Origin of the sequence: Hippea maritima DSM 10411 (genome assembly GCF_000194135.1) — a bacterium.
In the GTDB taxonomy this organism is placed as follows: Bacteria; Campylobacterota_A; Desulfurellia; order Desulfurellales; family Hippeaceae; genus Hippea; species Hippea maritima.
The window spans coordinates 1,178,515-1,203,948 of the sequence record NC_015318.1 but is presented as its reverse complement, the minus strand read 5'-3'; the positions used below and the strand labels follow the sequence as shown (position 1 = coordinate 1,203,948).

Genomic DNA, 25,434 nt, shown 5'->3' with positions numbered 1-25,434 from the left:
GGGTTTGTAAGATGAACGTAGCAGAGGAAGTAAAAAAGATTGTAGTTGAGCAGTTGGGTGTGGATGAAGATGAGGTAAAGCCTGAGGCTAAATTTATCGAGGATTTGGGTGCAGATTCCTTGGATACAGTTGAACTTGTTATGGCTATGGAGGAGAAGTTCGGCATAGACATTCCGGATTCTGATGCCCAAAAAATCGTTACTGTACAGGATGCTATCGATTATGTTGAATCCCATTTAAATAAATAAGAGAGAGCTATGCGAAGGGTTGTTGTAACAGGTGTTGGAGCTATAACACCCGTTGGTTTGAATGCTAAGGAAAGTTTTGAAAATGCCTGCAAGGGTGTAAGCGGCATAGATAAGATAACACGCTTCGACGCTTCTGAGTTAACTGTGCAGATAGCAGGTGAGGTTAAAGGGTTTGAGCCTACAAGGTATGTTGAGAAGAAGGATGTAAAAAAGATTGACTTGTTTTCTTTGTATGCCATTGCAGCAACAGATGAAGCTGTTAAAAGCGCTGGTTTGGATATGAGCAAAGAAGACCCATTTAGAGTTGGTGTAAGTGTAGGAAGTGGCATAGGTGGGCTTCAAACAATTGAAAAGTACAATGAGGCTTATCTTAAGAGGGGTCAGAAGGGGGTATCGCCCTTCTTTATTCCTGTTGCCGTTATAAACATGGCTGCCGGAAACATAGCAATGCAATTTGGTGCAAAAGGACCAAATTTTAGTGATGTTACGGCATGTGCTACAGGGACCCACTCAATAGGTTTAGCTGCTCGTTGCATCGCATACGGTGATGCGGATGTTATGATATGCGGAGGGACAGAGTCTACTATAACACCTCTGGCTGTCAGCGGCTTTGCCAATATGAAAGCTCTTTCCACCAGGAATGATGAACCCCATAAAGCTTCTCGTCCATTCGATAAAGACAGGGATGGCTTTGTCATAGGGGAAGGTGCCGGTGTTTTGATTCTTGAGGAATACGAGCATGCTGTTAAAAGAGGAGCTGAAATTTTGGCAGAGTTCGCAGGCTTTGGCATGAGCGATGATGCTTACCACTTTACAGCACCTGACCCCAATGGAGAGGGTGCAACATACGCTATGAGGATGGCCTTGAATGATGCTAAGTTAAACCCTGAGGATATTGATTACATAAACGCGCACGGAACATCTACTCACTTTAACGATATTATCGAAACAAAGGCCATTAAAACGGTGTTTGGCGAACATGCTTATAAGCTAACTATAAGTTCAACTAAGTCCGTAACAGGTCATTTGTTGGGTGCTGCTGGCGGTGTTGAGGCTGTGTTTAGTGTTTTAGCACTCAAAGAAGGTATTGTTCCCCCAACGATGAACTTGGATAATCCTGATGATGAGTGTGATCTATTTTATACTCCTAATGAAGCACTCAAAAAAGAAATTAAGACGGCTATGTCAAATTCTTTTGGTTTCGGGGGTACAAACGCCGTTATTGTTTTCAAAAAGGTATAAAGAGGGGGCTTTAGCCCCCTTTTATTTTTATGGATTTTGTTCTTTTTGACCTTGATGGTACTCTCATAGATTCTCGCTTGGATCTTGCAAATAGTATAAATGCTGCGCTCATTGAGTTTTCTTTAGAGCCTCTTCCAAATGAGAAAATCTATAGCTTTGTGGGGAACGGCGTTAGGAGGTTGGTTGAAGATTGCTTAAAAGAAGAGGGTAGGGTTGATTTATTCGATAGTGTAATGAACTTCTTCTTTGCCCACTACTACGACCATTTACTTGATAATACTATATTGTACGATGGTGTTTTGGAGGTATTAGAGAATCTCAAAAGAAAAAATACAGATATGTTTATTATTACTAATAAGAGTTTCATATTTACAAAACGTGTAATAGAAGGGTTAAAAATCAATTTTTATTTCAAAGATGTTATATGCGGAGATAGTCTGCCTTTTAGAAAGCCGCATCCTCAGCCAATATTATTGCTTAAGGATAAGTATAACCTAAAGTTTGATAGTGGTATTATGGTAGGTGATTCTGAAAATGACATAGAGGCTGCAAAATCTGCAAAGGTTAGTATAGGTTGGGCAGCCTACGGTTTTAGAAATAAAGATATATTGGAAAAATACAGGGTTGATTTTATTTTAAATAAACCCCTAGAATTGCTTAGCCTGCTTTAAGTAATACACATTTTTCCGTTAGCCTTGAAAGACATCTGCCTACCTTTGTTTTGAATTTGCCTTCCTTTAAATCTTCATGGAATAAATCCCATATATCGTTTATATTTGAGCTTGCAAATATATTCACATTGCCATAATAGAGCATATCTATGAGATATGTGAACCGTAGGGCATCCATTAATTCTGCATCGCTGAACGGTCTTAGGTTTTCTATGAATATAGCATCAAGAGAATAAGCTATGTTTCTGTAACGTGTTGGATGTACTTCCCTTAGCTTATCTATAAGTTCTTCTGCGTTTACATAGAGTTTGGCTTTATTTTTGGGTTTGTAGTTTTCAAAAACTTCTTTTAGATTGGAGTTTAAAATACTAAAGTCTAAACTGGGTTGCCTGAATCTATAATCTTTGCCGTCAATTATTATAGTTTCGAAAGAATTTATTAGAGTTCCTATTCTTGCTTTAAATGTTAACAAGTCTAGTTTTCTTGCTCCTATTTGGGATGGGAGGGTGTTTGATGTAGCTATTACTATTGTGTCTGTTTTGTTTATTTCCCTTACAAAGTTTATACCCATCATAGCATCGCCGGGGTCATCAACTTCAAATTCATCCAAAAGAACTATATCGTATTTAGAGAGCATATTTACTACATCCAAGAGCGTGAAATAGGCTATTAGATACATAAGCTCGGAAAAAGATAGAAACACCTTGGGACCTGTATATGAATTGCCTATAGAGGCAAGTAAATGGGTTTTTCCGACACCGAATACACCATCTAAATATATGTGTGGCGGCTTGTTGGTTTTTAAAAATTTACGTAACAGTCTATTTTTTGGCGTTTTTCTTTTGAAGGTTTCTATTTGTTGAACTAATTGAATTAATCGTTCTTTTGCTTGATTTTGAGATGGATAGTCTTTATCTGGTATGTAATTATCAAACAAGCAGTTTTTGAATTTTGGTGGTATGGTGTTTTTGTTTATAATTGCCTCTATGGGCGATGATAAATCTAAGTCCTTCAGCGTTATAGCATGCATCATTCCTCTATACCCCTCTTTTTTAAAAACTCATAGCAGGTTTTATCAAGTCTCTTTAGACCTGCCTCTTTGGCCCACAATAGGGCTTCTAAGTATTCTTCTTCTGTTATCGGCCTTGCAATTTCGTCAAATCTGTAAGCCAAACCGAAAGGTTTATATTGAGCCATTATATTGGTGTATGTGTTAGGAGATATTTCTTTGGCTATGAAGTTTACTATATTTTTTGTGCCTGCAAGTCTATTGGGTAAAATTAGATGCCTTATAAGCAGTCCTCTTTTTGCTATACCGTTTTCTATAATCAAGTCACCCACCTGTTTATGCATTATTTTTATGGCGTTTCTTGTTATTTCTGGATAGTCTTTGGCTGATGAATACGCCTCAGCTGTTTGGCTGTCCCAGTATTTGAAATCAGGCATGTAAATGTCGACAATGCCATCTAAAATACTCAAAGTGTTAGCTAACTCATATCCGCTTGTATTATAGATAAGTGGAATATGAAGACCCTTCTCTATAGCTATTTTCAAAGCCATCAAGAGTTGTGGTACAATGTGTGTGGGTGTTACTATATTTATGTTATGACACCCTTTGTTTTGTAAGGATATCATCATTTGGGCAAAATTTTCTATGGTGGTGGTGTTGCCTTCGCATAGATGGCTTGTTGAGGCATTTTGACAGTATATGCACAATAGATTACAGCACGATATAAATATTGTGCCTGATCCGTTTTTCCCAACAAGGACATCCTCCTCACCAAAATGGGGAAAGTAATCTGCTATTGCTGGTGGCTCAGCTGTGTTGCATATCCCTTTTTTGCCTTTTAATCTATTTACCTTACATAGCCGCGGGCAGAGTCTACAGTTTTTTAAAATATCGTATGCGTGTTCTATTTTTTCATCAAATTTGCCTTCCTCATAGGTTTTTATGTATAAGGGCGTAAATTCAGTCATACTTTATCCTTGGATCTGTCAAAGCATAACATATATCAGCTATAAGATTTCCAAATAGTGTTAGTATAGTACTTATGGTTAGAATGCCCATTACTGTAGGGTAATCTCTTGCCATTGCGGAAAAATAGAAGAGCCTTCCCATGCCGGGTATTGCAAATATTGATTCAATAATAACACTTCCACCAATTAGGGATGGTATGGATAATCCCATTATTGTAATAAGTGGCAGTAGAGCATTTTTTAATGCATGCTTGTATAGTATTCTCTTTTTGCTGATTCCTCTTATAAACATCAATTTTACAAAATCTTTATCCAGAGTATCTATTACACCACTTCTTACATACCTTGAAAACCCTGCCAGTGAGCCAAATACACCTATAAATATGGGCATAGCAAGATGTTTTACCTCATCTATATACCAGCCAAAGCTGCCTGGTTTTGCGTTAAATGAATGGAGCCCTGCTAAAGGTAGAATGTGCCATTTTACACTTAAAAGTATCATTAAAAGCAAAGCAAGCCAGAAAGAAGGCATTGCATATCCGCTAAATACGAAGAATGTAAAGAATTTATCAATCCATGAGTCCTTTTTGGCTGCTCCAATTATGCCTATAGGAATTGAAATTGAAATTGACAAAACTAACACTACAATATTTATGAGAAGTGTTATAGGTAGACTGCTTAAAATTTTTTTTGAGACGCTTACACCATCTATTAAGCTATAGCCAAAATCAAGCCTAACTAAAGACTTCAACCACTCCCAGTATTGGACATAAACTGGCTCATTTAGATGGTAAATCTTTTCCATGTTTTTTAAAGACTCATAGCTTACATTTGGGTTAAATCCGCCTGTTGCATTGACTGGATTGCCCGGAGAGAGGTGGATTATTATGAATATAATGAAGGTTATGCCAAAGAATGTTGGTATGAGTTCAGCTTTTTTTCTTAGAGTAAAACTCAGCATAATACTTTATTGCTTCTTTGCGTTTTTTGATGAGCATATATACATTAGTTCATCAGCCGTTTTACCGTCTTGAGGAAATTTTGAGTAGGTTATGTAGCATCCTATTATGTTTTTTGCTTCATTTTCGTCTATTATGCAGTTTTTATCTTTTATCTTCTGCAGTATTCCATTTTTTAGTTGATTTGATATGATGTTTTGAAAGCTTTCTGCATCATCTCCTGTGTACATAAACATAAAGGCATCGGCAGATGTTCGGGCCAATGCTTCTTTTTTTAGAATTTTTTTAAGTTCATCTGCAACGAAGAGTATTATTTTATCTCCTACATCTCTACCGTATCTATGGTTTATGTATGCTGTATTTTTTATATCAACCATGAACAAGATAAAGGGCTTGTTTTCCTTGATGAAGTTATCCATAGCCCTTATGAGATAACTTCTTCTTTTTAGCCCTGTCATATAGTCGAGTTCTGCAATATGTTTACGCAGATGTTCTATTTTTTCTGGTATGAATGTACTTTTATATTCTGCCTCTTTTATAAAGCCCTTCTTTAAGACATCTTCTACTTTTGATAAGATATTTTGGTCAACCTTTTCTTTTTTTAATATTTCTATGGCTTTTTCTGGTGTTAAGGCTTTTCTATAAGGCCTATCTGTCGTTAAAGCGTCGAATATGTCTGCTATTGTTAATATTCTTGCCCCCAATTCTATTTGAGGCTCTTTTAAGCCGTCTGGGTAACCGCTACCGTCCATTTTTTCGTGATGGTGTCTTATACACTTGGCGATACCTTTAAACTTTGGGACATTTTTGACAATTTCGTATGATATTACAGGATGATACTTCATTATTTCAAATTCAAATGGTGTTAATTTGCTTGGTTTTAGTAGTATTGCATCGGGTATACCGATTTTACCTATATCGTGCAACAACCCAGCGTTATACATCATCTCCTGTTGATACATATCGAGACCTAATTTTCTTGCTATAAGTTTTGAGTATGTTGCTACATGTTCTGAGTGTCCCCTTGTGTAAATATCCTTTGCCTCTGTTGAGTAGACAAACGCCTGTATAAGCCCCTCTTCTGTATCAGACAATTCACTGAAAACAGAGCGGATTGTCTTGTATGTATAGATTATTGAAATAAAATGGGCTAAAGCATTTTGAAATGTTTCAAGTTCTTCTTTGAATTCATGCGGAGGTTCTTCTGTAAAACCGAATCCAAACACACCTACTATTTTGTTGTTAGATAAAATTGGTATATATATACAATGCTTTGGGTAGTTTTTATCGGTCGAGCAACTCTGAGAAACAGTTTTTGTGTTGTTTTTCCATATGCTGTATATCATATTCTTTTTACTTGCCTCTATATCACCTATTTCTACTTTATCGTTTAATGTTATGTAGAGGTTTTCTGAAGCAAAAAGAAAGCACATCATATCTGCATGAGCAATTTCTTTTATCTTTTTTAAGGCTTCAGCTATGAGATTTACCGAGAAATGTTGATTTGTTCTTGAATCTATTAGCTTGAATAACTCAAGTTGCTTTTTGTTTTTTTCTTTTTCTATTTCTATTTGTTTTATGTACACCTCTTTTTGAAGTTCTGATGCTATTGTATCGGCTATTGTTTTTAATATTTTTACCTCATCTTCCGAGAAATCCTTTATTTTTTTAAGGCTTATTAAGTGTAGTGAACCGAATATGTGTTCATCGCTTTTTATTAGGACAGCAAGCAACGATTTTAACCCTATATCAAGCCAGGATTTTAAAGCCAGAGGGTAGTTCTGATAATCGTTTATTATCAGAAAGCCGTCTTTTTTTAGTTTTTTATAAAACTCTTTTCTTGATTCAAGTGGCACTTCATAAAGTTGTGGATATATACGCTTTGGATAGTTTTTTGCCATAAAAAACGAAGAGTATTTGAATTTAATAGATCCACCATACCAGAATCCTATAAATGCACCGTCAACTCCGCATAACTGGGCAATACTATCTAAGATAAGCTTCCAATTATGCTTCTTGTAGTCTCCTTTTATTATCTTATTTGATAACTCTAAGGCTTTTATAAGTAATTTATCTGCCTCCCCCATAGTTTTTAATTCTATAATAATTCATAGCCAAGGTCAATGAGTAATTCATGTAACATTTGAAGTGGTTAATTCCATTTTTATGCTTGTGGAATATTTTTTGCTAACAAAATATTGGAGGTGTTGTATGGTTTTTCTAAATGATTCTACTTTTAACTATTTAAAATACGGTTTAGATGTTGCCAACTTAAGGCAGGATCTTATAGCAAGCAATATAGCAAATGCGGATACTCCCAATTATAAGGCTAAGCATATACCGTTTAATGACATATTAAAACTAAGACAGAACGATTTGAAGCTTAAAGTAGATAATGAAAAGCATATAAAGCCTAAAGAGGATTTAGATTACATAGTAAAAAAAGATGTTGATGATTATTTGGTCAAAAATGACCAGAACAACGTGAAGTTGGATAAAGAGTTGACCTACCTTGCCAAAAACACATTGATTATCAACACATTAACAGCTTTTGAGCGTTATAAGTTTAACGAGTATAAAGATATAATCTCATCAACAAGAAATGCATAGGGGGGGTAGATGAGCATATTTGATAGTATGAATATAGCCTCAAGTGGTATGAGTGCCCAGCGTTTAAGGATGAATATAATATCTTCAAATATAGCTAACGCCGATACAGTAAGAACACCAGAAGGTGGTCCTTATAAGAGAAGAGATGTTGTTTTTGAGGCTATTGGATATTCAAAGTTTTCTGATGTACTTAAAAAAGTGCAAGTAGCTGATATTATCAGGGATGATACGCCTCCAAAGTTAGTTTATGACCCATCGAATCCTCTTGCCAATAAAGATGGTTATGTAGCATATCCCAACATTAACCCAGTTATAGAGATGACAAACCTAATAGATGCAATGAGAACATATCAGGCTAATGCATCGGTAATAGATTCGGCAAAGCAAACAATTCAAGCTGCTTTAGGTATATTAAGGGCTTGAAAAAGACTAAAAAGCGGGTTATTATGGATGTAGTATGGATATAAAAGATGTAGTATTAAAACCTATAGATAATAGCCAAATAGATAACAATCCCAAGGCAGAAAAACCAGAAGGGGATTCATTTGCAGATATACTAAAGAAATCTCTCGATGAAGTAAATAAGTTACAAAATAAAGCTGATGAATCTATTAAAGATATAGCCTCAGGTAAGATGGAAAACATACAGGATGCCGTTATGGCCATAGAAAAGGCCGATGTATCGTTAAAACTCCTTACAGAGATCCGCAACAAAGCTATAGAGGCCTACAAAGAAGTAATGCGCATGCAAGTATAGTTTTTTGTTGCTAAATTAACCGTTTTTATTATATTGTCTTAGCATGAACTTTAAATTGTTTTTGGAACAGGTTAAGAAGTTTTATAATACTATGAATCGTCAACAGAGGATAATTCTATTTAGCTCTGTTGGTGTGCTTGTTGCGGGAATTCTTTTTATTTTAATTGCATCATCAAAGGTTGCGTATGCTCCTCTATTTACAAATCTCAATGCCAAAGATGCGTCTGATATAGTTACATATCTTAATCAACATGGGGTAAAGTATAAACTCATAAATGGTGGTACGGTTATAGAGGTGCCAAAAGATATGGTTTATAGTCTTAGGCTTGATCTTGTTGCGGCAGGGCTTCCAAAGCATGGGGTTGTTGGTTTTGAGATATTTGATAAGCAGAATTTCAGTACAACTAATTTTGTCGAGAATATTAACTACATACGGGCTCTTGAAGGTGAACTTACAAGGACTATTGCAAATATAAATGAGATAAAATCGGCTAAGGTTAATATAGCTATTCCAAAACCTACAATATTTACGGAGAGTCAACAACCACCTACGGCAAGTATAGTGCTTGATTTGTACAAGCCTCTAACAAGGCAGCAGATTGTAGCTATACAGAAGCTGGTCGCATCGGCTGTTCCAGGACTTTCATACAAGGATGTTACGATTGTTGATAGTGATGGTAATTTATTATCTGTAAATATACCTGATGAGCAGTTACTTACAGCTAATGAGCTTAAGTATAAACAATTTATTGAACAGAGGTATAAAAGTAGAATAAAGAGTATGCTTGCCCCTATTTTGGGTAAGGATAAATTTGTTGTTAGCGTTGATGTGGAGTTAGATCTTAGTAAAATAAAGAAAAAATCCGTTATTTATGATCCAAATAGTGTAGTTGTTAGTGAGGAGAATGAAGAGTCTACCTCAACTACACCTACAAGCGGTGGTGTGCCAGGGGTTATATCTAATATAGACAATAAAACCAACGCGGCAGCGGCATCTGGCACAGCCAAAAGTTCAAAATCCAAAACCATTACAAATTACGATGTAGGCAGAACGGAGACCATAACGGAAGGTCCTTTAATTAAGATAAAGAAAATATCTGCAGCCGTTGTTGTTGATGGTATATATGAACCTGTTAAAAACAAAAAGGGAAAGGTGGTTTCATATAAGTTTAAATCCTTACCACAAAATACAATTAGTACTATCCAGCAGGCCGTTATGAGTGCTATTGGCTATGATAATAAAAGAGGTGATAAGGTTACTGTTACATGTATGAAGTTTGCTATGTCAGGAGAGAAACAAATGGGAAACGTTTCGCTTGGCGGTGGTAATATGGTTGTTAATTTGGCATCCTATTATAAATATGCATTAGTTGCTTTCTTACTTGCATTGTTTTACTTTTTGTTCTTGCGTAAATTTATTAAGAATGTGATGACTGTTTCTTCTGTTAGAGCCAAAAAGACAGAAGGAACAGCTGAAACTACATCTGAGGAGCTAACTGAAAATGAGGTTAAAGGTAAAAGTATAAGGGAAATAGAAGAAGAGATAGCATCAAAGCTCGACGAAGAAGGTGTTGTGGATGAAGAAAAGATAAGGGCAAATATGATGGAAGACAAGATAAGAGAGGCGGCAGAGGAGAATCCAGAAGAAATTGCTAACCTTTTGAAGACTTTAATCAGCGCTAAGCCAAAACAATAGGGGTGTAACATATGGCCAAGACATCTTCCGATATAAAAAGCGTAGACGACCTCAGTCCTCACCAGAAAGCAGCTATACTTACAATAGTATTGGGGGATGAGCTATCTGCAAAAGTTTTATCATTTCTTCCAAAATCTGATATTGAGGCTATCTCGAAGGAAATAGCCTTTATGAAGACTGTTGATCCCAAAATCATAAGGCAGGTTGTTGATGAGTTTTACAAAATGCTTAAAGCTAAGGAGTTCATGAGCGTAGGCGGACTTGAGTATGCTAAGGAAATTTTGGTTAAGACCTTGGGTCCTGAAGAGGCTCAGCGTATAATCGACAAGCTTGTGAAAATGATGGAATCAAGTTATGGGTTTGACTATCTTGAGAATATAGATCCCAAACAGCTTGTTAAGTTTATACAAAATGAGCATCCTCAAACCATAGCTATAATATTGGCTCATTTGGATCAGTCAACGGCAGCTGAAGTGTTATCCCTTTTGCCTAAGGAATTGCAGGCCGATGTAACTTTAAGAATGGCCTCTCTTGAAAATGTATCACCTACGGTTATTAAACATGTCTCCGAGATATTGGAAAGCAAGCTTGAAAATGTTAGTGGTTCCAATATAGAACTTGGCGGTGTTAGAAAGGTTTCGGAGATCATTAACCGTATGGGTAGGGTAGAGTCTAAGGCTTTAATCGATGCTATAGCCGAGCATAATCCTGACCTTGCAAGTCAAATCAGAGATATGATGTTTGTATTCGAGGATATTATGAAACTCAGCGATCAAGATATCCAAGAATTGCTCAAGCATGTGGATAAAAAAGACCTTGTTATGGCACTTAAGGGTGCATCGGATGAGCTTAAGGATAAATTCTTTAGCAATATGTCCTCACGTGCAGCTGAGACACTGAAGGAAGAGCTTGAGTTCTTGGGTGCTGTTAAGGTTAAGGATGTTGAGAGAGCACAAAAGGTTATTGTTGATGTGGTACGTAAACTCGACGAAGAGGGTGTTATCTCCATAGGTGGCGGTGGAGAGGAGGTGTTAACCTAAATGCCCATAGAGGTTAAGGAATATATATTTGAGGATTTTGATTCAAGTGAAGGTGCAGATAATAGCACAGAGAATAATCACTTTGAAACTCGATTAGATACCCAAAAAGACAAAGAATCCAACAAGAAAGGCCATAATATTTCCTCTAAAGCACAAGTAAAAAAAGAAGAACTTATTTTAGATAAAGAAGCCATAAAAAAAGAACTTGAGGCTATAATAGAATCAACAAAAGAAGAGGCTTTGAAACAAGCACAACTTATAAAAGAACAGGCCAAAAAAGAGGGCTTTGAGCTGGGTTATAAGGATGGCTACGAAAAAGGACTTAATGATGCCAAAGGTGTCTTTGATAAAACCGTAGCTGATTATACCTCGAAGATGCAGCAAGCTATAGAGAAACTTATTGATACAGCTAAAGATATATCTAAACGTTATGAGGAGCTTGAGAATGTTGCAACAGATATGGTGCTTAATATAGCAAAGAAGGTTATAGCCAAAGAACTTGATTCAGATAGGGATATTATAAAAAATATGGTTAGAGAGGCTATGGGGCTTAGCGAGGCCAGAAAGATAAAATTAAAACTCAATCCTGAAGATGCAGAGGTTTTGAAGGATGTAAGTTTAGATAAGAACAAAACAGTAGAGGTTGTTGAAGATAAAAACCTCTCGAGAGGCTCTGTAATAATTGAAGAGGAAAACGGTAACGTTATAGATGCTAGTGTCAATACAAAACTTGATCAGATAAAGAACTCAATAGTCAATGAGTGATATATTAAAGCTAAAAAGGGTTATAGATGGTTCAAATTTGATAGTTACATATGGAAGAATAAAGAAGGTTGCGGGTATTACAATAAAATCTACAGGTCCTAAAAATGTAAAGATAGGTGATGTTTGCAAAATAGAAACAGATGAGGGGTGGATAGACTCAGAGGTTGTAGGTTTTGATGAAGATGGGGTTGTATTGATGCCTTTAGGTGTTTTGGATGGTGTTAAGTCGCTGAGCTTGGTTAAATCTGAAGGTAGGGGTTTAAGTGTTCCGGTTAGTGAGAGACTCCTTGGAAGGGTTGTAAATGCCCTTGGTAGACCTATTGATGGGAAAGGTCCTATACCTGTTGAAGAATACTATCCTGTCTATCCAAAGCCTGTTCCACCATTGGAAAGGCAAATAATAAAAGAGCCTCTGTCTTTGGGTGTTAAAGCCATTGATGGGCTGTTAACCATAGGTAAGGGGCAGCGTGTAGGCATATTTGCGGGTAGTGGGGTAGGTAAAAGTACTCTCCTTGGAATGATAGCAAGAAATAGTTCGGCAGATGTCAATGTTATAGCCCTAATAGGTGAGCGTGGAAGAGAAGTTAGGGAATTTATAGAGAGAGATTTAAAAGAAGAGGGTTTAAAAAGAAGCGTTGTTGTAGTTGCAACCAGTGATGAAGCTTCCCTTTTGAGAAGGGAAGGGGCTTTTGTTGCCACCTCTATTGCTGAATTTTTTAAAGATAGAGGGGCAAATGTTATGTTGATGATGGATTCTGCCACGAGGTTTGCTATGGCGCAGAGGGAGATTGGTTTGGCTGTTGGAGAACCACCAACTACAAAAGGCTACACGCCCAGTGTTTTTACACTCCTACCACGTCTGATGGAAAGAGCAGGCAATTTCAATAAGGGCTCTATCACTGCCATCTATACAGTATTGGTGGATGGGGATGATTTAATGGAACCTATAGCCGATGCATCGCGTTCAATATTAGATGGCCATATAGTTTTATCCAGAAAGATAGCAGAGAGAGGAAGATATCCTGCTGTAGATGTTCTTAGGAGTATATCAAGGTTGATGAGTTCCATAACAACTGATGAGCATAAAGAATTGGCTTTGAAGATTAGAAAAGTGCTTTCCGTATATGCAGATGCAGAGGATTTGATAAATATAGGTGCTTATGTGAAAGGAAGCAATAAGGATATAGATGAGGCTATAAAATACATAGATAAAGTTGAAGGGTTTTTAGCTCAAAAGATAGAAGAGTCTTTTTCTTTTGAGGATACCTTAAATCTTATGAGAGGTATATTTAGTTAATGTTTGTGTTTAAATTTGAGAAACTCTTAAAGATAAAATCCAGACTTTTAGATGAAAAGCAAACTCAGATAGCCCTAATTGATAAGGAGATAAACTCAAAAAAACAAGAGGTATTATTGCTTGAGGATGAAAATCAAAAAAGAAGAGTTAAGCTGTTTAGTCTACTTAGAAGCGATAATGTTGATAGGAATATGGTGCTTTTTTTAAATGAGAATATAGATAAAGCATCTAAGTCGATAGACTATTTAAATAACCAAATCGAAGCTTTAAAGAAGATGAAGGTTGAATATATTGAAGAGGCTAAGGCTTTACTGAAAGAGAAAAAGAAACTTGAAAGATTGAAGGAAAAGGAACTACAAAACTATAGGGTCCAACAAACTAAAGATGAAATGAGGTTCTTAGATGAGGTCGCCAATATTAAGACTGCTAATGGCAGGCTTGGTGGTAATTAGTCTTATTGTATATCCGTGTTTTGCTCAAGAAAAAGAGGGTAAGAGTTTAAGTGCGATAGTTGAGAGAATAAGTGAACTAAAGAGCTTAGAACAGCTAATCAATAAAAAGATTTCAACGCTTGAAAAATTAAAAGCGCAACTTGATAAGGAGAGAAAAGATATAGATAAGCAAAAGAAAGAAGCCGATGAGTATGCTAAGAAGAAGAAAAAAGAAGCAGATGATTATTTTGCAAGTGTAAAAAAACAGGTTGATGATTACCTGGCAAAAAAACAAAAGGAACTTCAGAGTTTAGAGAAACAAATTGCAGACCAGAAGATAAAGAAGCTTGCACAGATATATTCATCTGCCAAGCCACAGGCTGCCGCAGCGGAGCTATCTCAAATGAATGAGGATGTGGCCGCACAGATTTTGGTGTTTATGCGGCCAAGACAGGCAGGTGCAATAATCTCAAAGATGCAACCAAAAAAGGCTGCAAGCATCTTTCAAAAATACCTTCTTAAAAAGGACAGCTTAAAGATTAATAAGCAATAAGTTTCCAGTTGCCATTTTCTATTTTTACAATACAGAAATCGCTTGGATCTAATCCTGCATGATCCTTTTTTGAATAACTAAATACACCTGTTATACCTACAAAGTGTTTTATCTTTTCTAATTCATCTCTAATCTGCGATTTTGTTTTAGCCTTGTTCTGTAAAGCTTTTTTTAGCATCATAAACGCATCGTATGCATGGCCGCCGAATGTTGACACAGGTCCAAAATTTTTCTCATATGAGTTTTTATAGGATAAAAGAACAGCTTTTTGAGGGTCTGTCTTTGGTAGTTGTTCTGCCACAACTAGTTTTCCAACCGGCAAGATTATCCCCTCTGCCGCATTGCCTGCAAGCTGTATAAATCTCTTTGATGCAACACCATGGCTCATGAATAGAGGAATTTTTATACCCAACTCCTTGGCATTTTTTGCTACAGATGCAGGCCCTGGGTTTGTTCCCCAGCATACGATAGCCTCAACTCCTTTGATGTTTTTTATCTTGATAAGCTGAGGTGTCATGTTTGTATCCGTGGCTGCGAATGTCTCATCTGCTAAGATTTCTATGTTGTATTTAGATGCTAATTTTTTGAGCTCCTCTCTTCCGCTTTCTCCGAAGCCTGTTTCTGCTGTAAGTATGGCTATTTTGCTTATATTTTTATCCTGCAAGTAGCTGTAGAGTCTTTCAACTGCAAGACTGTCCGATGGTGCTGTTTTGAATACCCATTTCTTTGTGGGTGTTGTAATTTTATAACTCGATGCCATGGAAATAAGGGGAACCCTGGCTCTTTCTATCAGGGGAATTATAGCCAACGTAGAACCACTTCTTGTTGGCCCAATAATAGCCAAAACCCTATCTGAATAGATGAGTTTTCTTGCTAAAACCACAGTTTGTGCTGGCTCACCCTTTGTATCATAGACGATGAGTTTTATTTTGTTTCCATTGATGCCACCGTTTTTGTTGATTTGCTCGGCTAACATTTCAAGCGTGTTTTTCTCAGGTTGCCCTAAAAATGATGTTGGACCAGTAATCGAAACCAATGCCCCTATCTTAATCTGAGTTGCAAATGATGCAGTTGCAATCAACAACAAAGATGCAACTAAAACAAATAGCCTTTTCATACTCCCCCCCTTAAAATTAAATTTCTCTGATTTCTTCTTGTGTTAGCGTTTGAACGCCATTTTCCTCTAATATCTTTTCTGCTTTATCCAACTCTGAGAATTTAAATACCATAACAGCTTTTCCCTGGATAGGTGATGCAAATCCATACATATATTCAATATTTATCTGGTTGTTTGCCAATGTCCTTAGAATTTTGGCCAGGGCACCGGGTTTATCATCTATAATACATGCTATGATATTTGTTTCACTGATAGTAAAGCCGTTGTCCCTCAATACCTTTATTGCCTCATCTGTTCCTTTAACTACAAGTCTAACTATGCCGAAGTCGCTTGAATCTGCCAAAGAAAGAGCCTTTATGTTTATATCGTGTTTTCCTAAAAGCTCCACAACCTCCAATAATCTGCCTGGCCTGTTCTCTACAAAGACTGAAATTTGCCTGATCCTTTTCATAACCTTCTCCTAAATCTTTCTTTTATCTATGACCCTTTTTGCCTTGCCTTCAAATCTCTGAAGACTTTTTGGCTCTGTTAATGTTACCTTTACTGTTATACCGTATAGGTCTTTAATGTCTTTTTCTATTCTCTCTTTTAGCTTTTGCAGGTGTTTTATTTCATCGGAGAATAGCTTCTCGCTTACCTCCACCTTAACCTCTAATGTATCTAAGTTGTTTACCCTATCGACTATTAACTGATAATGGGGCTCTACCCCCTCTGTTTCCATTAACAGTGCTTCAATTTGACTTGGGAAGATGTTTACACCGCGTATGATGAGCATATCGTCGCTTCTGCCTTTAATTCTCTCTATGCGCCTGTGGGTTCTGCCGCAGATGCACGGTTCTTTTATGATGCGTGTGATATCCTTAGTTCTGTAACGAACCAGAGGCATTGCCTCTTTCATTATTGTTGTTATAACGAGTTCCCCCTCTTCGCCATCTGGTAGAACCTCTCCAGTTTCTGGATCTATTATTTCAGGGATAAATGCATCTTCCCAAATATGCAAACCATGCTTTGCTTCTTTGCATTCTATAGCCACGCCAGGCCCCATGATTTCACTTAATCCGTAGATATCAATAGCATCTATGCCTAATTTCTCCTCAATCATCTTGCGCATCTCTTCACTCCAGGGCTCAGCACCCAAGATGCCTATCCTGAGCTTTAACTCGTTCCTTTCAATACCCATATCTCTTATAGTTTCAGCTAAATAGAGGGTGTATGACGGTGTGGCTGTTAATACAGTTGAGCTAAAATCTTTCATAATCATTATTTGTTTTTTTGTGTTGCCACCTGATATTGGTATAACCGTAGCTCCAAGTTTTTCACCCCCGTAATGGGCACCCAAACCACCCGTGAACAGACCGTAGCCGTATGCATTCTGTATTACATCACCTCTTTCTACACCTGCTGCAGCAAAAGACCGTGCCATAAGGTTTGACCATACCTCTATATCCCTCTTTGAATATCCAACTACCGTGGGTTTTCCTGTTGTGCCACTTGATGCATGAACCCTTACAACTTGCTCAAGGGGAATGGTAAATAACCCAAATGGATAGTTGTCTCTTAAGTCTTGTTTTGTTGTAAACGGGAGCTTTTTTAAATCATTTAGTGTTTTTATGTCTTCTGGCTTGACACCGACCTCATCAAATTTTCTTCTGTAAAATGGTACAAGATTGTAGACCCTTTCGACCATGCTTTGAAGCCTTTTTAGTTGTAAGGCTTCCAATGCCTCTTTTGGTAAAGTTTCAAGCTCATCATCATAAATCATAATACTACCTCAAACCCAGATATTTGTCTATTTTGACCTTATCAAACCCAACCACAGCCCTTGAGCCTATGAGAACCACTGGAACGCCGGTCTGACCGGTTCTTTTAACCATGTCTTCTGCTGCCCTTCTGTCTCTTGATACATCCACATCTTTAAACTTTATACCGTTTTGTTTCAGGTATGATTTGACCCTTGTGCACCACGGGCATGATGGTGTGGAAAACACCACCACTCTTGGCTGTTTTTTCTGTGTTTTTTCTGCCATAAGTTGACCTCCTTTTTCCTTAAAATTCATGCATTTTGGATATTATTCTAAACTTTTAACTTGTCAACTTACAAAAAGAGCCTGCATGCAATATTTTTGGTTTCATCTACATAGTCGTAGTTTATTTTCTTTAATAACTCCTCAAATTCTTTTTTCTCACCCTCGGGTATCTCAAATCCAATAAACACCCTTCCAAATTCACCGCCGTGCCTTCTGTAATGAAATGCTGATATGTTCCATTTCTCCTTCATATTATTTAAGAATCTCATTAACGCGCCTGCTTTTTCTGGGAATCTGAAATCATAAAATATCTCATTTTTTGCAAATTGGCATTTTCCACCTATCATATATCTAATGTGGTCTTTTATTAACTCATTATGCGTTACATCCATGGCGTAATATCCAGCCTTTTTCATTCTTTGTAAGATTTCTCTGTTCTCCTTTTCGTAATCCACTGTCAAGCCCACCAGTATGTAGGCCTCATTCCTGCTTGCGAGCCTGTAGTGGAATTCTGAGACATTTTTGTCTTGTACTACCGTTTGACAGAATTTTTTAAACTCACCCGGTTCCTCAGGTATCTTTACAGCATATAATGCCTCTTGATGTTCTCCTATTACAGCCCTTTCCGCAACGTAACTAAGCCTATCAAAATTCATGTTTGCGCCTGAATTTATTGCAATGAAAGTTTTGTTCTTTAGGTTGTGTTCTTTTATGTATTTTTTTATCCCCGCGACGGCCAAAGCACCTGCTGGTTCTACTATATTCCTTGTATCATAGTAAATGTCTTTTATGCTTGATGCTATCTCATCTACATTAACCAAGATTACTTCATCTACGTACTGTTTTGCTTTTTCAAATGTCAATTCGCCAACCTCTTTTACAGCTACACCATCTGCGAATATTCCAACCCTATCAAGCACTATTCTGTGATTTTCCTTTAGTGATAGATACATAGCATTGCTTTCTGTTGGCTCAACACCAATTATTTTTATGTTTGGGTAGACATTTTTTATAAAGGTTGCAATGCCGGCTATTAAACCACCGCCTCCTACAGGAACAAAAATGGCGTATACATCTTCCTTTGTTGTTTGTCTTATTATCTCATGACCTATGGTGCCTTGTCCTGCTATTACCAGCTCATCGTCGAATGGAGGTATATACACAAGACCGGTTTCTCTTATGAGGGTTTTGCAATACTCATAGGCTTCTGAGTAATTATCCCCCTTTAAAACAACCTCTGCTCCGTGTCTTTTTACGGCATTTACCTTTATTTGTGGTGTTGTCTCTGGCATTACAATAACGGCCTTTATTCCGAGTTTCTTGGCAGATAGCGCAACACCTTGGGCATGGTTGCCGGCACTTGCAGCTATTACTCCCTTTTTCTTTTCATTCCCTGATAGGTGAACTATTTTATTATAGGCTCCGCGGATTTTGAATGAAAAGACATCTTGCAAATCCTCTCTTTTTAGTAGTATTTTGTTGTTTAACTTTTTTGATAGATTGGCCGCATAATCCAATGGCGTCTCTTTTACTATATCATAAACCCTTGCCGTTAATATGAGTCTAAATATATCGTCCATTTCTCCCCCCTATGAATGGTGGACGGTAGGGGAGTCGAACCCCCGACCTCTACCGTGCGAAGGTAGCGCTCTCCCAACTGAGCTAACCGCCCGACTATAAGGCAATATAAAAAATGAATTAGTGATTGTCAAACAAAGATGTGTAGCTATAAAACTAACCTAAGTAAATTATTGACATAGCAACTACTAAATGGTAAAAAAATATCACTACTAATAAAATTTTTTTAAGGAGGTTGTGGGATGAGGAAGATTTTATTGATGTTGGCTGCTGTGTTGTTCCTCTCGAATGTTTCTGTAGCTGCTCTTACAACTTATGAGCTTGTGGGTAGCGTTGATAATGCGAACCACGAGGCTGTCGTAAGTGCCGTAAAAAAGGCTTTGAGTGGTGAATTTAAGATTATCACTTCTTACAATCCTGGTAATCTTAAGGATTTGACTGTTTTGGTTGTTGAGGATAAAACTTACTTTGATGCTATTGCTAAAGCGGGAAGGTATGCATATTTTGCTGCTCCATTGAGAGTAGGAATACAGAAAAATAACGTTATGTTTGTAAATCCTGTTTATGTAGTTGATGCTTTTGCAAAAGGTAAATCTAAGCTTGAATCTATTGCAGAAAAAACAAAATCTAAACTTGAGATTGCTCTTCTTAAGGTTGCAGGAATTAAGGCAGAAAAAAAAGATTTTGGTTATTCGACCGACCCGGATGAGATTGGCAATTGGCAGATGATGGGCCAGAGTATTTATACGATCTATGAAGTAGGTCATAAATACGGTTCTGTTGACAAGGCTTTAGCAGTCTTGAATGATGCTTTGAGTGCAAAGAAAAACGGCTGGAGCAAAGTTTATCAGATAAAGATAGGTGATGCTGCGGTTGTGGGTGTAAGTAATGCGAAATATGAAAAAGAGGCTTTTGAGATAGGTGGATATGACCACCTTTGTGCATTTCCTATAGAACTTGTTGTTTATGACGATGGAAAAATAAAGGCATTACCTGAAATGTATAGAATGTCTCTGTATTTCATGGATGCGGGAATGGCCGCGTTTTCTGCTCATATGGCTATGCCTGGTGAGATAGATGAATCCTTAAAGAGTCTTTTAAAATAAAGGTGGGTTTCTTATAAGCGGGCTTTTTAAGCCCGCTTAATTTTTTTATGCTTCTTCCGATTAATTAAAATGAAGGAATTAGTTTTGCTAAGATAAAATATGTTTGACATGATGGAAAGGATGTGTTTAAATAAAAAGTAGAAATTAACAATCCTTTATAAAGGAGAAGTGAAAGCTGTGTTTGGTAAAAAGGGGTTAGTTGGAATCGATGTTGGCCATTACTTCACCAAGATTGTATATTTCGAAAATAAAAAAGGTGTGATAGAGTTAATAAGCGCTTTTAAAGAGAGAACACCTGATGGTATTGTTAGTGCAGAGGGTGTTGATGAAAATATATTTTCTGAATTTATTTCAACTGTATTTTCTGAAAATAAGATAAGAAATAAAAATGTTGCTATATCTTTGAATAGTTCTACTGTTATTAGTAAAACACTTTCTATGCCTTTGGTTGCAGATGAAGAGATGGAGCAGGCTATAATGTGGGAGGCAGAGCAGTATGCGCCATTTGGCATGGAGCATGTAAACGCCAGCTATCAGTTGCTTGAAAGAAACGAAGAGAAAAAGGAAATGACAGTTTTAATAGCTATAACGAAAAAGGATATAATAGAGTCCTACAAAAGGGCCTTAAAAAAAGCTAAGCTTAATCTAAAAATAGTAGATGTAGATGTTTTTGCGGTTGCAAATGCATTTTTTGTAAATGAGCCAGATAAAGCAAAAAAACATAATCTGTTTGTGGATGTAGGCCATGTATCAACCAAACTTGTGTTTACAAAGAATGAGATACCTGTATTTAGCAGATACATAGATTTTGGTTTTTCAGATATGTTGGATGAGGCTTCCGATGTATTGGAAATAAAAAAGGAAGAAATAGATTTGATATTTGAGCCCTCTTATAAAGATAAGGAAAAAAAAGAAAGTTTTTTGAACTTTATAAATGATAAAATGGTTATGTTATACACGCAAATCCAAAATTCCATAACATTTTACAAGGCCAATATATTGGATATGGAAGAGGATGTCGAAAATATTGTTTTAGTTGGTTGTTTAGGTGCTTTAACAGATAGATTGAATCTTGAATTCGCAGAAGAACTATTAAAATCTAAAATTATAACATTTAACCCATTTAACTTTGCTTCGAAATCGGGATTTTCCAATGAGAGTGTGGTCTTGGAGGATAGTTCATTCTATACCATAGCAAGCGGATTGTCGCTGAGAGGTTTAGATCTATGATAAAAATAAACTTATTAGGAAAAGAAGAAATAAGGCAAAAGAAGGCATCGTTTGCCTTAGATGTTCCATTGTCTATTGTAATTATAATTTCTGTTTTTTTGATTGAGATAGTAGGTTTAGGTGTTTTTACCTATATGACAAATGACAAGATAGATAGAATGACCACAGAGAGAAACAATCTAAGCAGGCTTGAAAAGGAAGTTAGAAGGATTAAGGCCAGAATAAGTGAAGTTAAGAGAATGGTAAAAGCTGTTAAGTCTTTAGAGAAAGATAGAGGTAAGGCTGCCATGATTCTTGCTGAAATTGCTAATACTATGCCTGAGGGCTTTAATCAAATCTCAAATTCCGCTATAAAAACATACGGCGGCGGTTTATGGCTTGTTAGTGTTTCAAAAAATGGAAAAGTTATTAAAATTAAAGGAAAGAGTTTTACACCAGAGGCTGTAGCGGATTATATGATACGTTTAGGAACACTAAAAAATGTAGAAAAAGTTAGATTTGATGGAAGTGGTTTGAAAAAGTTAAGTGGTCACGGTGGGGTTGATGTCTATTCATTTTCTATAGTCGTAACACTGAAGGGTTAAAGCATGAAAGATTTGGATACAAGAAAAATTATTATATTTATTGTTCTTGGTGTGACCTTAATAGGTGGATTGTGGTATTATTTTTATTATAAAGATGCCTCAGACAAAATAGACAGACTATCTAAAGACATCGAAAGACTCTATAAATATAAAAGACAATTGCCAAAACTCAAAGCGCAATATAAAGCAGCCCAAGTTGAATTTAAAAAGTATTCGTCTAAGTTGCCGCTAAAAGAAGAGATACCTTCACTCCTTGTTAAGCTCAATGGCATAATAAAAAAAGAAGATGTAGTTCTCTTGAGCTTTAATCCAAAGAACGCTATTAAGTCCAAAGATGGTCTCTATTATATAAAACCCATAGATATACGAATAAGAAGCACTTATGTAAACTGCGGAAATGTGTTTGAAAAAGTGGCTAAAATGGATAGATTATTTAAAGTGAAAAACTTTTCAATAAGTAGACCTGAGATAGTCAGTAGTTCTAAGGTGTTGTTGGATGTTAAGTTTTCCGCAGAAACATACTATTTTAAAAGGTAAGATAGAATGAAAAAAGAAGCTGTTTTGGTTGGCATTGGAATCTTTTTTGCTATATCTATTGCGAGTGGATTTGAAATTAAGCTTAAGAGGGATCCGTTTATGGATTTGTTAAAGCTTAGGCAGATAAGACAGGCCGAACTAATGAAAAAAGCAAAGATAGCGATGACAAAGCAAGAAAGATTCAATAAAGAAATTGATATGATAACCTCCTCTTTAACTGTTAAAATGATAATAACGAGCAAAGATACAAATCTCAATGCAGCTTTGATAGTTGGCCCCTCAGGTGTTCCTGTGGTTGTTACGAAGGGGTATAAGTTGCAAGACAATGTGTATATAAAAGAAATAAAAAATAATGAAGTTGTTGTTGCCGTTGATGTCAATGGAGTTGTGAAAACGGTTAGTCTGAAACTTAAAAAGTAAGGGGAGATTGTTATGAAGGGAAAAATGATTCTTGCAATTAGCTTATTGATTTTGGTGTTTAGCTTAAATAGCTATGCTGCCACTATTAGATATATAGATGTAGGTAATGGTAAATGCGTGGTAAAATACGACGGTAATATAAAATATAAAACATTTTATTTAAAAAACCCTAGCAGGTGTGTTGTTGATGTTGTAGGGGTTGATAAATGCATACCGTGCCTAAAAGGAGCTCGAATTTATAGTGACGGAAATGTTAAAGTTAAAGTTGCGTTTCATAAGGATGATAAAGAAGAGAATATTAAAGGTAAATTTGTTAGGTTTTCTACGGTGTTTGAGCAGGAAGAGAAAGCTAAATGTAATATATTTAATAAAGGTGGTCTGCTGAGTATTGTTTATAAAAAACCATCCCAAAAAATTGCTACTAAAACTACAAAGGTAAATTTAAATAAAGTTGAGCGTATCTCATACAGAAAGTTTAAGACCTATGAAATGGTTGTTGTGCTTACCCAAAGAAAGCCCAATTTCTCTCTAAAAGAAGGCGAGGGTGTTTTATACTTAAGACTAAATAATGCAACAGCAACAAAAGCAGCATTGATGCCCCAAAACCTAAAGGATATTGCTGCTAACGTAAGTTCTATATCTGCGTCAGAAAAGGTAGATGGCGTTGATTTTGTAATAACATTGAAGAAGGGTGCAGAGATTAAAAAGTTTTACGCCGATAAAAGGCATGTATACATTATTTTTCCGCTAAAAGGTATAACTTCAGAAGGGTATAAGAAGAATTCTAATACCTCTAAATCATCTCTTGCTAAGACTAAAACTACTGAAAAGATTTTACCGGGGGATAAGTTAATATCATTTGATGTTAGAGATGCTCAACTTAAGGATATATTCAGAGTATTTGCTCAGATTAGTGGGCTTAACATCATAATAGGAGATGACGTAAAGGGTACACTTACTATGAAGCTAAAGGATGTGCCTTTAAATCAGGCGTTGGATTTGATATTACAACAGGAAGGACTTGTTGCTGATAGAAAAGGAAATGTTGTTGTTATTACTACAGCGGCAAGATATCAGAAGCAGAAGCAACAGCAGATAAAGGCACTTCAGGATAAAGAAAAACTTGAGAGAATGAAGAGCGCCATAACAAAGGTTATAAACTTGAATTACATCACACCGGATTATGCAATTAAAATAATAAATAAGCTGCTATACAATGGCGGCAAGGGTAAATTGGGTGGATTTATAGTATCGGATATTAAAAATAACTCTTTAATATGCCATGATATAAAGGATAACATTGAAAAGATAAAGAAAATAGTAAGTATAATAGATCAGAAGAAGAGGGCTGTTGAGATAGATGCAAGAATAGTTGAGATAAGTAAATCTTTCGAAAGGCAGCTTGGAATCCAATGGGGAGGCAATTTCTTTAATCAAAATATAAATAATTCTAAAACCTTTATAGGCGTTGGAGGTAGTTCGTCTCCTGTGGATGTGAGCAGTGGATTGCCACCATCTGAATCTTTTTCAAACGACAATTTTGTAGTTAATTTACCAGCAGGTCTGAGCGATGCCCCAACATCTACGGTAAGATTGGCTATTGGCAATGTATTGGCTAATTATAACTTAGATCTTAAACTTACAATGGGTGAGATAGAGGGATATAGTAAGGTTCTTTCTACTCCTAAGGTTATAACACTGGATAATGAACCAGCGAAGATTAGCAGCGGTCAGGAGATACCTTATCAAGAGAGTGCTGGTGCAAGTGGTGCAACAAGCGTTAGCTTTAAAGAGGCAACGCTATCTTTGGAGGTTACTCCTCATATAACAAGAAATGATCAGGTTATACTTAAACTCAAAATAAAAAAGGATTCTCCAGATTATTCTCACAGCGTAGGCGGGGAACCCCCGATAAACACAAACGAGGTTGACTCTACAGTTATATTGAGTAACGGTCAGACAATAGTTATAGGTGGACTCATGCAAAGCACTACCCAGAAGACTGTATCAGGCGTTCCTGGCCTTATGAGAATACCGCTTTTGGGGTGGTTGTTTAAGACAAAAAGAATCTATAATCCAAAAACGGAGCTTTATATTTTTGTTACACCGCATATTGTAAAGGAATGAGAGAGATAGTTAATCGCAAGGCCCGCCATGATTATGAAATCTTAGAAACTTACGAGGCGGGCCTTGAGCTTAAAGGCAGTGAAGTTAAATCCATAAGAATGGGTTCTGCTAATCTAAAAGATAGCTATGCTGAAATAAAAAATGGTGAAATATGGGTAAATAATTTTCACATAAGCCCATATAAGTTTGCATCTGCTCATACAAATCATGACCCTTATAGAAAAAAAAAGCTCCTTCTTCATAAATACCAAATAAGAAGACTTATAGGCAAGGTAAAAGAGAAAGGCCTTACGCTTATACCTTTAAAGGTTTATTCTAAAAATGGCAAGATAAAAATGGAGCTTGCCCTTGCTAAAGGTAAGAAGCTCTTTGACAAGAGGAAAGATATTAAAGAAAGGGATCTAACCAGAGAGGCTGAGCGAGAATTGGCCCGTTTTAAATAATTCATTTGAAATATAGCCT

General features: G+C 36.5%; 28 protein-coding genes and 1 tRNA gene. 19 read left to right on the top strand and 10 right to left on the bottom strand.

Going from position 1 to position 25,434, the window contains the following annotated elements; translation table 11 throughout:
* The first annotated feature begins 11 nt into the window (after nt 1–11).
* From acpP to HIPMA_RS06250, 3 genes are read left to right on the top strand one after another with little or no spacing between them, the layout of a single operon-like run.
* On the top strand, nt 12–248 hold the full coding sequence (gene acpP / locus HIPMA_RS06260; RefSeq protein WP_013682210.1) for an acyl carrier protein: 237 nt from the start codon (nt 12–14) through the stop codon (nt 246–248).
* A gap of 9 nt (nt 249–257) precedes the next feature.
* On the top strand, nt 258–1,490 hold the full coding sequence (gene fabF / locus HIPMA_RS06255) for a beta-ketoacyl-ACP synthase II (RefSeq protein ID WP_013682209.1): 1,233 nt from the start codon (nt 258–260) through the stop codon (nt 1,488–1,490).
* Between the two features lie 29 nt (nt 1,491–1,519).
* Complete coding sequence (locus HIPMA_RS06250) at nt 1,520–2,161, top strand: HAD family hydrolase (protein ID WP_013682208.1); 642 nt, start codon at nt 1,520–1,522, stop codon at nt 2,159–2,161.
* Here HIPMA_RS06250 and zapE read toward each other — a convergent pair.
* The 4 genes from zapE to HIPMA_RS09205 are packed head-to-tail and all read right to left on the bottom strand — an operon-like array spanning nt 2,148 to nt 7,184.
* A complete protein-coding gene (zapE, locus tag HIPMA_RS09210) occupies nt 2,148–3,194 on the bottom strand; it encodes an AFG1/ZapE family ATPase (RefSeq protein WP_052297332.1) in 1,047 nt (348 codons plus the stop codon). The genes HIPMA_RS06250 and zapE overlap by 14 nt on opposite strands.
* On the bottom strand, nt 3,191–4,138 hold the full coding sequence (locus tag HIPMA_RS06240; RefSeq protein WP_013682206.1) for a radical SAM protein: 948 nt from the start codon (nt 4,136–4,138) through the stop codon (nt 3,191–3,193). The genes zapE and HIPMA_RS06240 overlap by 4 nt, the downstream gene beginning before the upstream one ends.
* Nucleotides 4,131–5,099, bottom strand: a complete 969-nt coding sequence (locus HIPMA_RS06235) for an ABC transporter permease (RefSeq protein WP_013682205.1) — start codon at nt 5,097–5,099, stop codon at nt 4,131–4,133. Before HIPMA_RS06235 ends, HIPMA_RS06240 begins: the two co-directional genes overlap by 8 nt.
* Nucleotides 5,100–5,105: 6 nt before the next feature.
* Nucleotides 5,106–7,184 carry an HD domain-containing phosphohydrolase gene (locus HIPMA_RS09205; RefSeq protein ID WP_013682204.1) on the bottom strand — a complete coding sequence of 693 codons (2,079 nt, stop codon included), beginning with the start codon at nt 7,182–7,184 and terminating at the stop codon, nt 5,106–5,108.
* A gap of 124 nt (nt 7,185–7,308) precedes the next feature.
* Here HIPMA_RS09205 and flgB point away from each other — a divergent pair, with 124 nt between their 5' ends.
* Genes flgB through HIPMA_RS06185 form a run of 9 tightly spaced genes read left to right on the top strand, consistent with a single transcriptional unit; the run spans nt 7,309 to nt 14,246 of the window.
* Entirely contained in the window at nt 7,309–7,707 is a 399-nt protein-coding gene (flgB, locus tag HIPMA_RS06225) for a flagellar basal body rod protein FlgB (protein ID WP_013682203.1), read from the top strand.
* A 9-nt stretch (nt 7,708–7,716) separates the two neighbouring features.
* Entirely contained in the window at nt 7,717–8,130 is a 414-nt protein-coding gene (flgC, locus tag HIPMA_RS06220) for a flagellar basal body rod protein FlgC (protein ID WP_013682202.1), read from the top strand.
* A gap of 34 nt (nt 8,131–8,164) precedes the next feature.
* A complete protein-coding gene (fliE, locus tag HIPMA_RS06215; RefSeq protein WP_013682201.1) occupies nt 8,165–8,464 on the top strand; it encodes a flagellar hook-basal body complex protein FliE in 300 nt (99 codons plus the stop codon).
* 43 nt (nt 8,465–8,507) lie between these two features.
* Nucleotides 8,508–10,160, top strand: a complete 1,653-nt coding sequence (gene fliF / locus HIPMA_RS06210) for a flagellar basal-body MS-ring/collar protein FliF (protein WP_013682200.1) — start codon at nt 8,508–8,510, stop codon at nt 10,158–10,160.
* Between the two features lie 11 nt (nt 10,161–10,171).
* A complete protein-coding gene (gene fliG / locus HIPMA_RS06205; RefSeq protein WP_013682199.1) occupies nt 10,172–11,200 on the top strand; it encodes a flagellar motor switch protein FliG in 1,029 nt (342 codons plus the stop codon).
* A complete protein-coding gene (locus HIPMA_RS06200; RefSeq protein ID WP_013682198.1) occupies nt 11,201–11,965 on the top strand; it encodes a FliH/SctL family protein in 765 nt (254 codons plus the stop codon).
* Nucleotides 11,958–13,262, top strand: a complete 1,305-nt coding sequence (gene fliI, locus HIPMA_RS06195) for a flagellar protein export ATPase FliI (protein WP_013682197.1) — start codon at nt 11,958–11,960, stop codon at nt 13,260–13,262. Before HIPMA_RS06200 ends, fliI begins: the two co-directional genes overlap by 8 nt.
* Nucleotides 13,262–13,714 (top strand): flagellar FliJ family protein, encoded by a 453-nt coding sequence (locus HIPMA_RS06190; RefSeq protein ID WP_013682196.1) that lies wholly within the window; start codon nt 13,262–13,264, stop codon nt 13,712–13,714. Before fliI ends, HIPMA_RS06190 begins: the two co-directional genes overlap by 1 nt.
* Nucleotides 13,665–14,246 (top strand): MotE family protein, encoded by a 582-nt coding sequence (locus tag HIPMA_RS06185; RefSeq protein ID WP_013682195.1) that lies wholly within the window; start codon nt 13,665–13,667, stop codon nt 14,244–14,246. The genes HIPMA_RS06190 and HIPMA_RS06185 overlap by 50 nt, the downstream gene beginning before the upstream one ends.
* Here HIPMA_RS06185 and HIPMA_RS06180 read toward each other — a convergent pair.
* From HIPMA_RS06180 to HIPMA_RS06155, 6 genes are all read right to left on the bottom strand, one after another.
* Nucleotides 14,233–15,363, bottom strand: coding sequence for an ABC transporter substrate-binding protein (locus HIPMA_RS06180; protein ID WP_013682194.1), 1,131 nt, complete (start codon nt 15,361–15,363; stop codon nt 14,233–14,235). The genes HIPMA_RS06185 and HIPMA_RS06180 overlap by 14 nt on opposite strands.
* 16 nt (nt 15,364–15,379) lie before the next feature.
* Nucleotides 15,380–15,814: an ACT domain-containing protein gene (locus HIPMA_RS06175; protein WP_013682193.1), complete on the bottom strand. Its 435-nt coding sequence runs from the start codon at nt 15,812–15,814 to the stop codon at nt 15,380–15,382.
* A 9-nt stretch (nt 15,815–15,823) separates the two neighbouring features.
* Nucleotides 15,824–17,125 (bottom strand): phenylacetate--CoA ligase family protein, encoded by a 1,302-nt coding sequence (locus HIPMA_RS06170; protein WP_013682192.1) that lies wholly within the window; start codon nt 17,123–17,125, stop codon nt 15,824–15,826.
* 4 nt (nt 17,126–17,129) lie between these two features.
* Nucleotides 17,130–17,390: a glutaredoxin family protein gene (locus tag HIPMA_RS06165; RefSeq protein ID WP_013682191.1), complete on the bottom strand. Its 261-nt coding sequence runs from the start codon at nt 17,388–17,390 to the stop codon at nt 17,130–17,132.
* A 68-nt stretch (nt 17,391–17,458) separates the two neighbouring features.
* Nucleotides 17,459–18,970 (bottom strand): threonine ammonia-lyase, biosynthetic, encoded by a 1,512-nt coding sequence (gene ilvA / locus HIPMA_RS06160; RefSeq protein ID WP_013682190.1) that lies wholly within the window; start codon nt 18,968–18,970, stop codon nt 17,459–17,461.
* A 16-nt stretch (nt 18,971–18,986) separates the two neighbouring features.
* Nucleotides 18,987–19,062, bottom strand: a tRNA-Ala gene (locus HIPMA_RS06155).
* Between the two features lie 148 nt (nt 19,063–19,210).
* Between HIPMA_RS06155 and HIPMA_RS06150 the strand changes: the two genes are divergently transcribed.
* The 7 genes from HIPMA_RS06150 (at nt 19,211) to smpB (ending at nt 25,415) form a co-directional block, all read left to right on the top strand.
* Nucleotides 19,211–20,074, top strand: coding sequence for a hypothetical protein (locus tag HIPMA_RS06150; protein WP_013682189.1), 864 nt, complete (start codon nt 19,211–19,213; stop codon nt 20,072–20,074).
* A 168-nt stretch (nt 20,075–20,242) separates the two neighbouring features.
* On the top strand, nt 20,243–21,304 hold the full coding sequence (pilM, locus tag HIPMA_RS06145) for a type IV pilus assembly protein PilM (RefSeq protein ID WP_041324016.1): 1,062 nt from the start codon (nt 20,243–20,245) through the stop codon (nt 21,302–21,304).
* Nucleotides 21,301–21,888 carry a PilN domain-containing protein gene (locus HIPMA_RS06140; protein WP_013682187.1) on the top strand — a complete coding sequence of 196 codons (588 nt, stop codon included), beginning with the start codon at nt 21,301–21,303 and terminating at the stop codon, nt 21,886–21,888. The genes pilM and HIPMA_RS06140 overlap by 4 nt, the downstream gene beginning before the upstream one ends.
* A gap of 3 nt (nt 21,889–21,891) precedes the next feature.
* Entirely contained in the window at nt 21,892–22,425 is a 534-nt protein-coding gene (locus HIPMA_RS06135) for a type IV pilus inner membrane component PilO (protein ID WP_013682186.1), read from the top strand.
* Between the two features lie 6 nt (nt 22,426–22,431).
* Entirely contained in the window at nt 22,432–22,845 is a 414-nt protein-coding gene (locus HIPMA_RS06130; protein WP_013682185.1) for a hypothetical protein, read from the top strand.
* 12 nt (nt 22,846–22,857) lie between these two features.
* On the top strand, nt 22,858–24,972 hold the full coding sequence (locus HIPMA_RS06125; RefSeq protein WP_013682184.1) for a type IV pilus secretin PilQ: 2,115 nt from the start codon (nt 22,858–22,860) through the stop codon (nt 24,970–24,972).
* Nucleotides 24,969–25,415, top strand: a complete 447-nt coding sequence (smpB, locus tag HIPMA_RS06120; protein WP_013682183.1) for an SsrA-binding protein SmpB — start codon at nt 24,969–24,971, stop codon at nt 25,413–25,415. Before HIPMA_RS06125 ends, smpB begins: the two co-directional genes overlap by 4 nt.
* Nucleotides 25,416–25,434 lie beyond the last annotated feature (19 nt).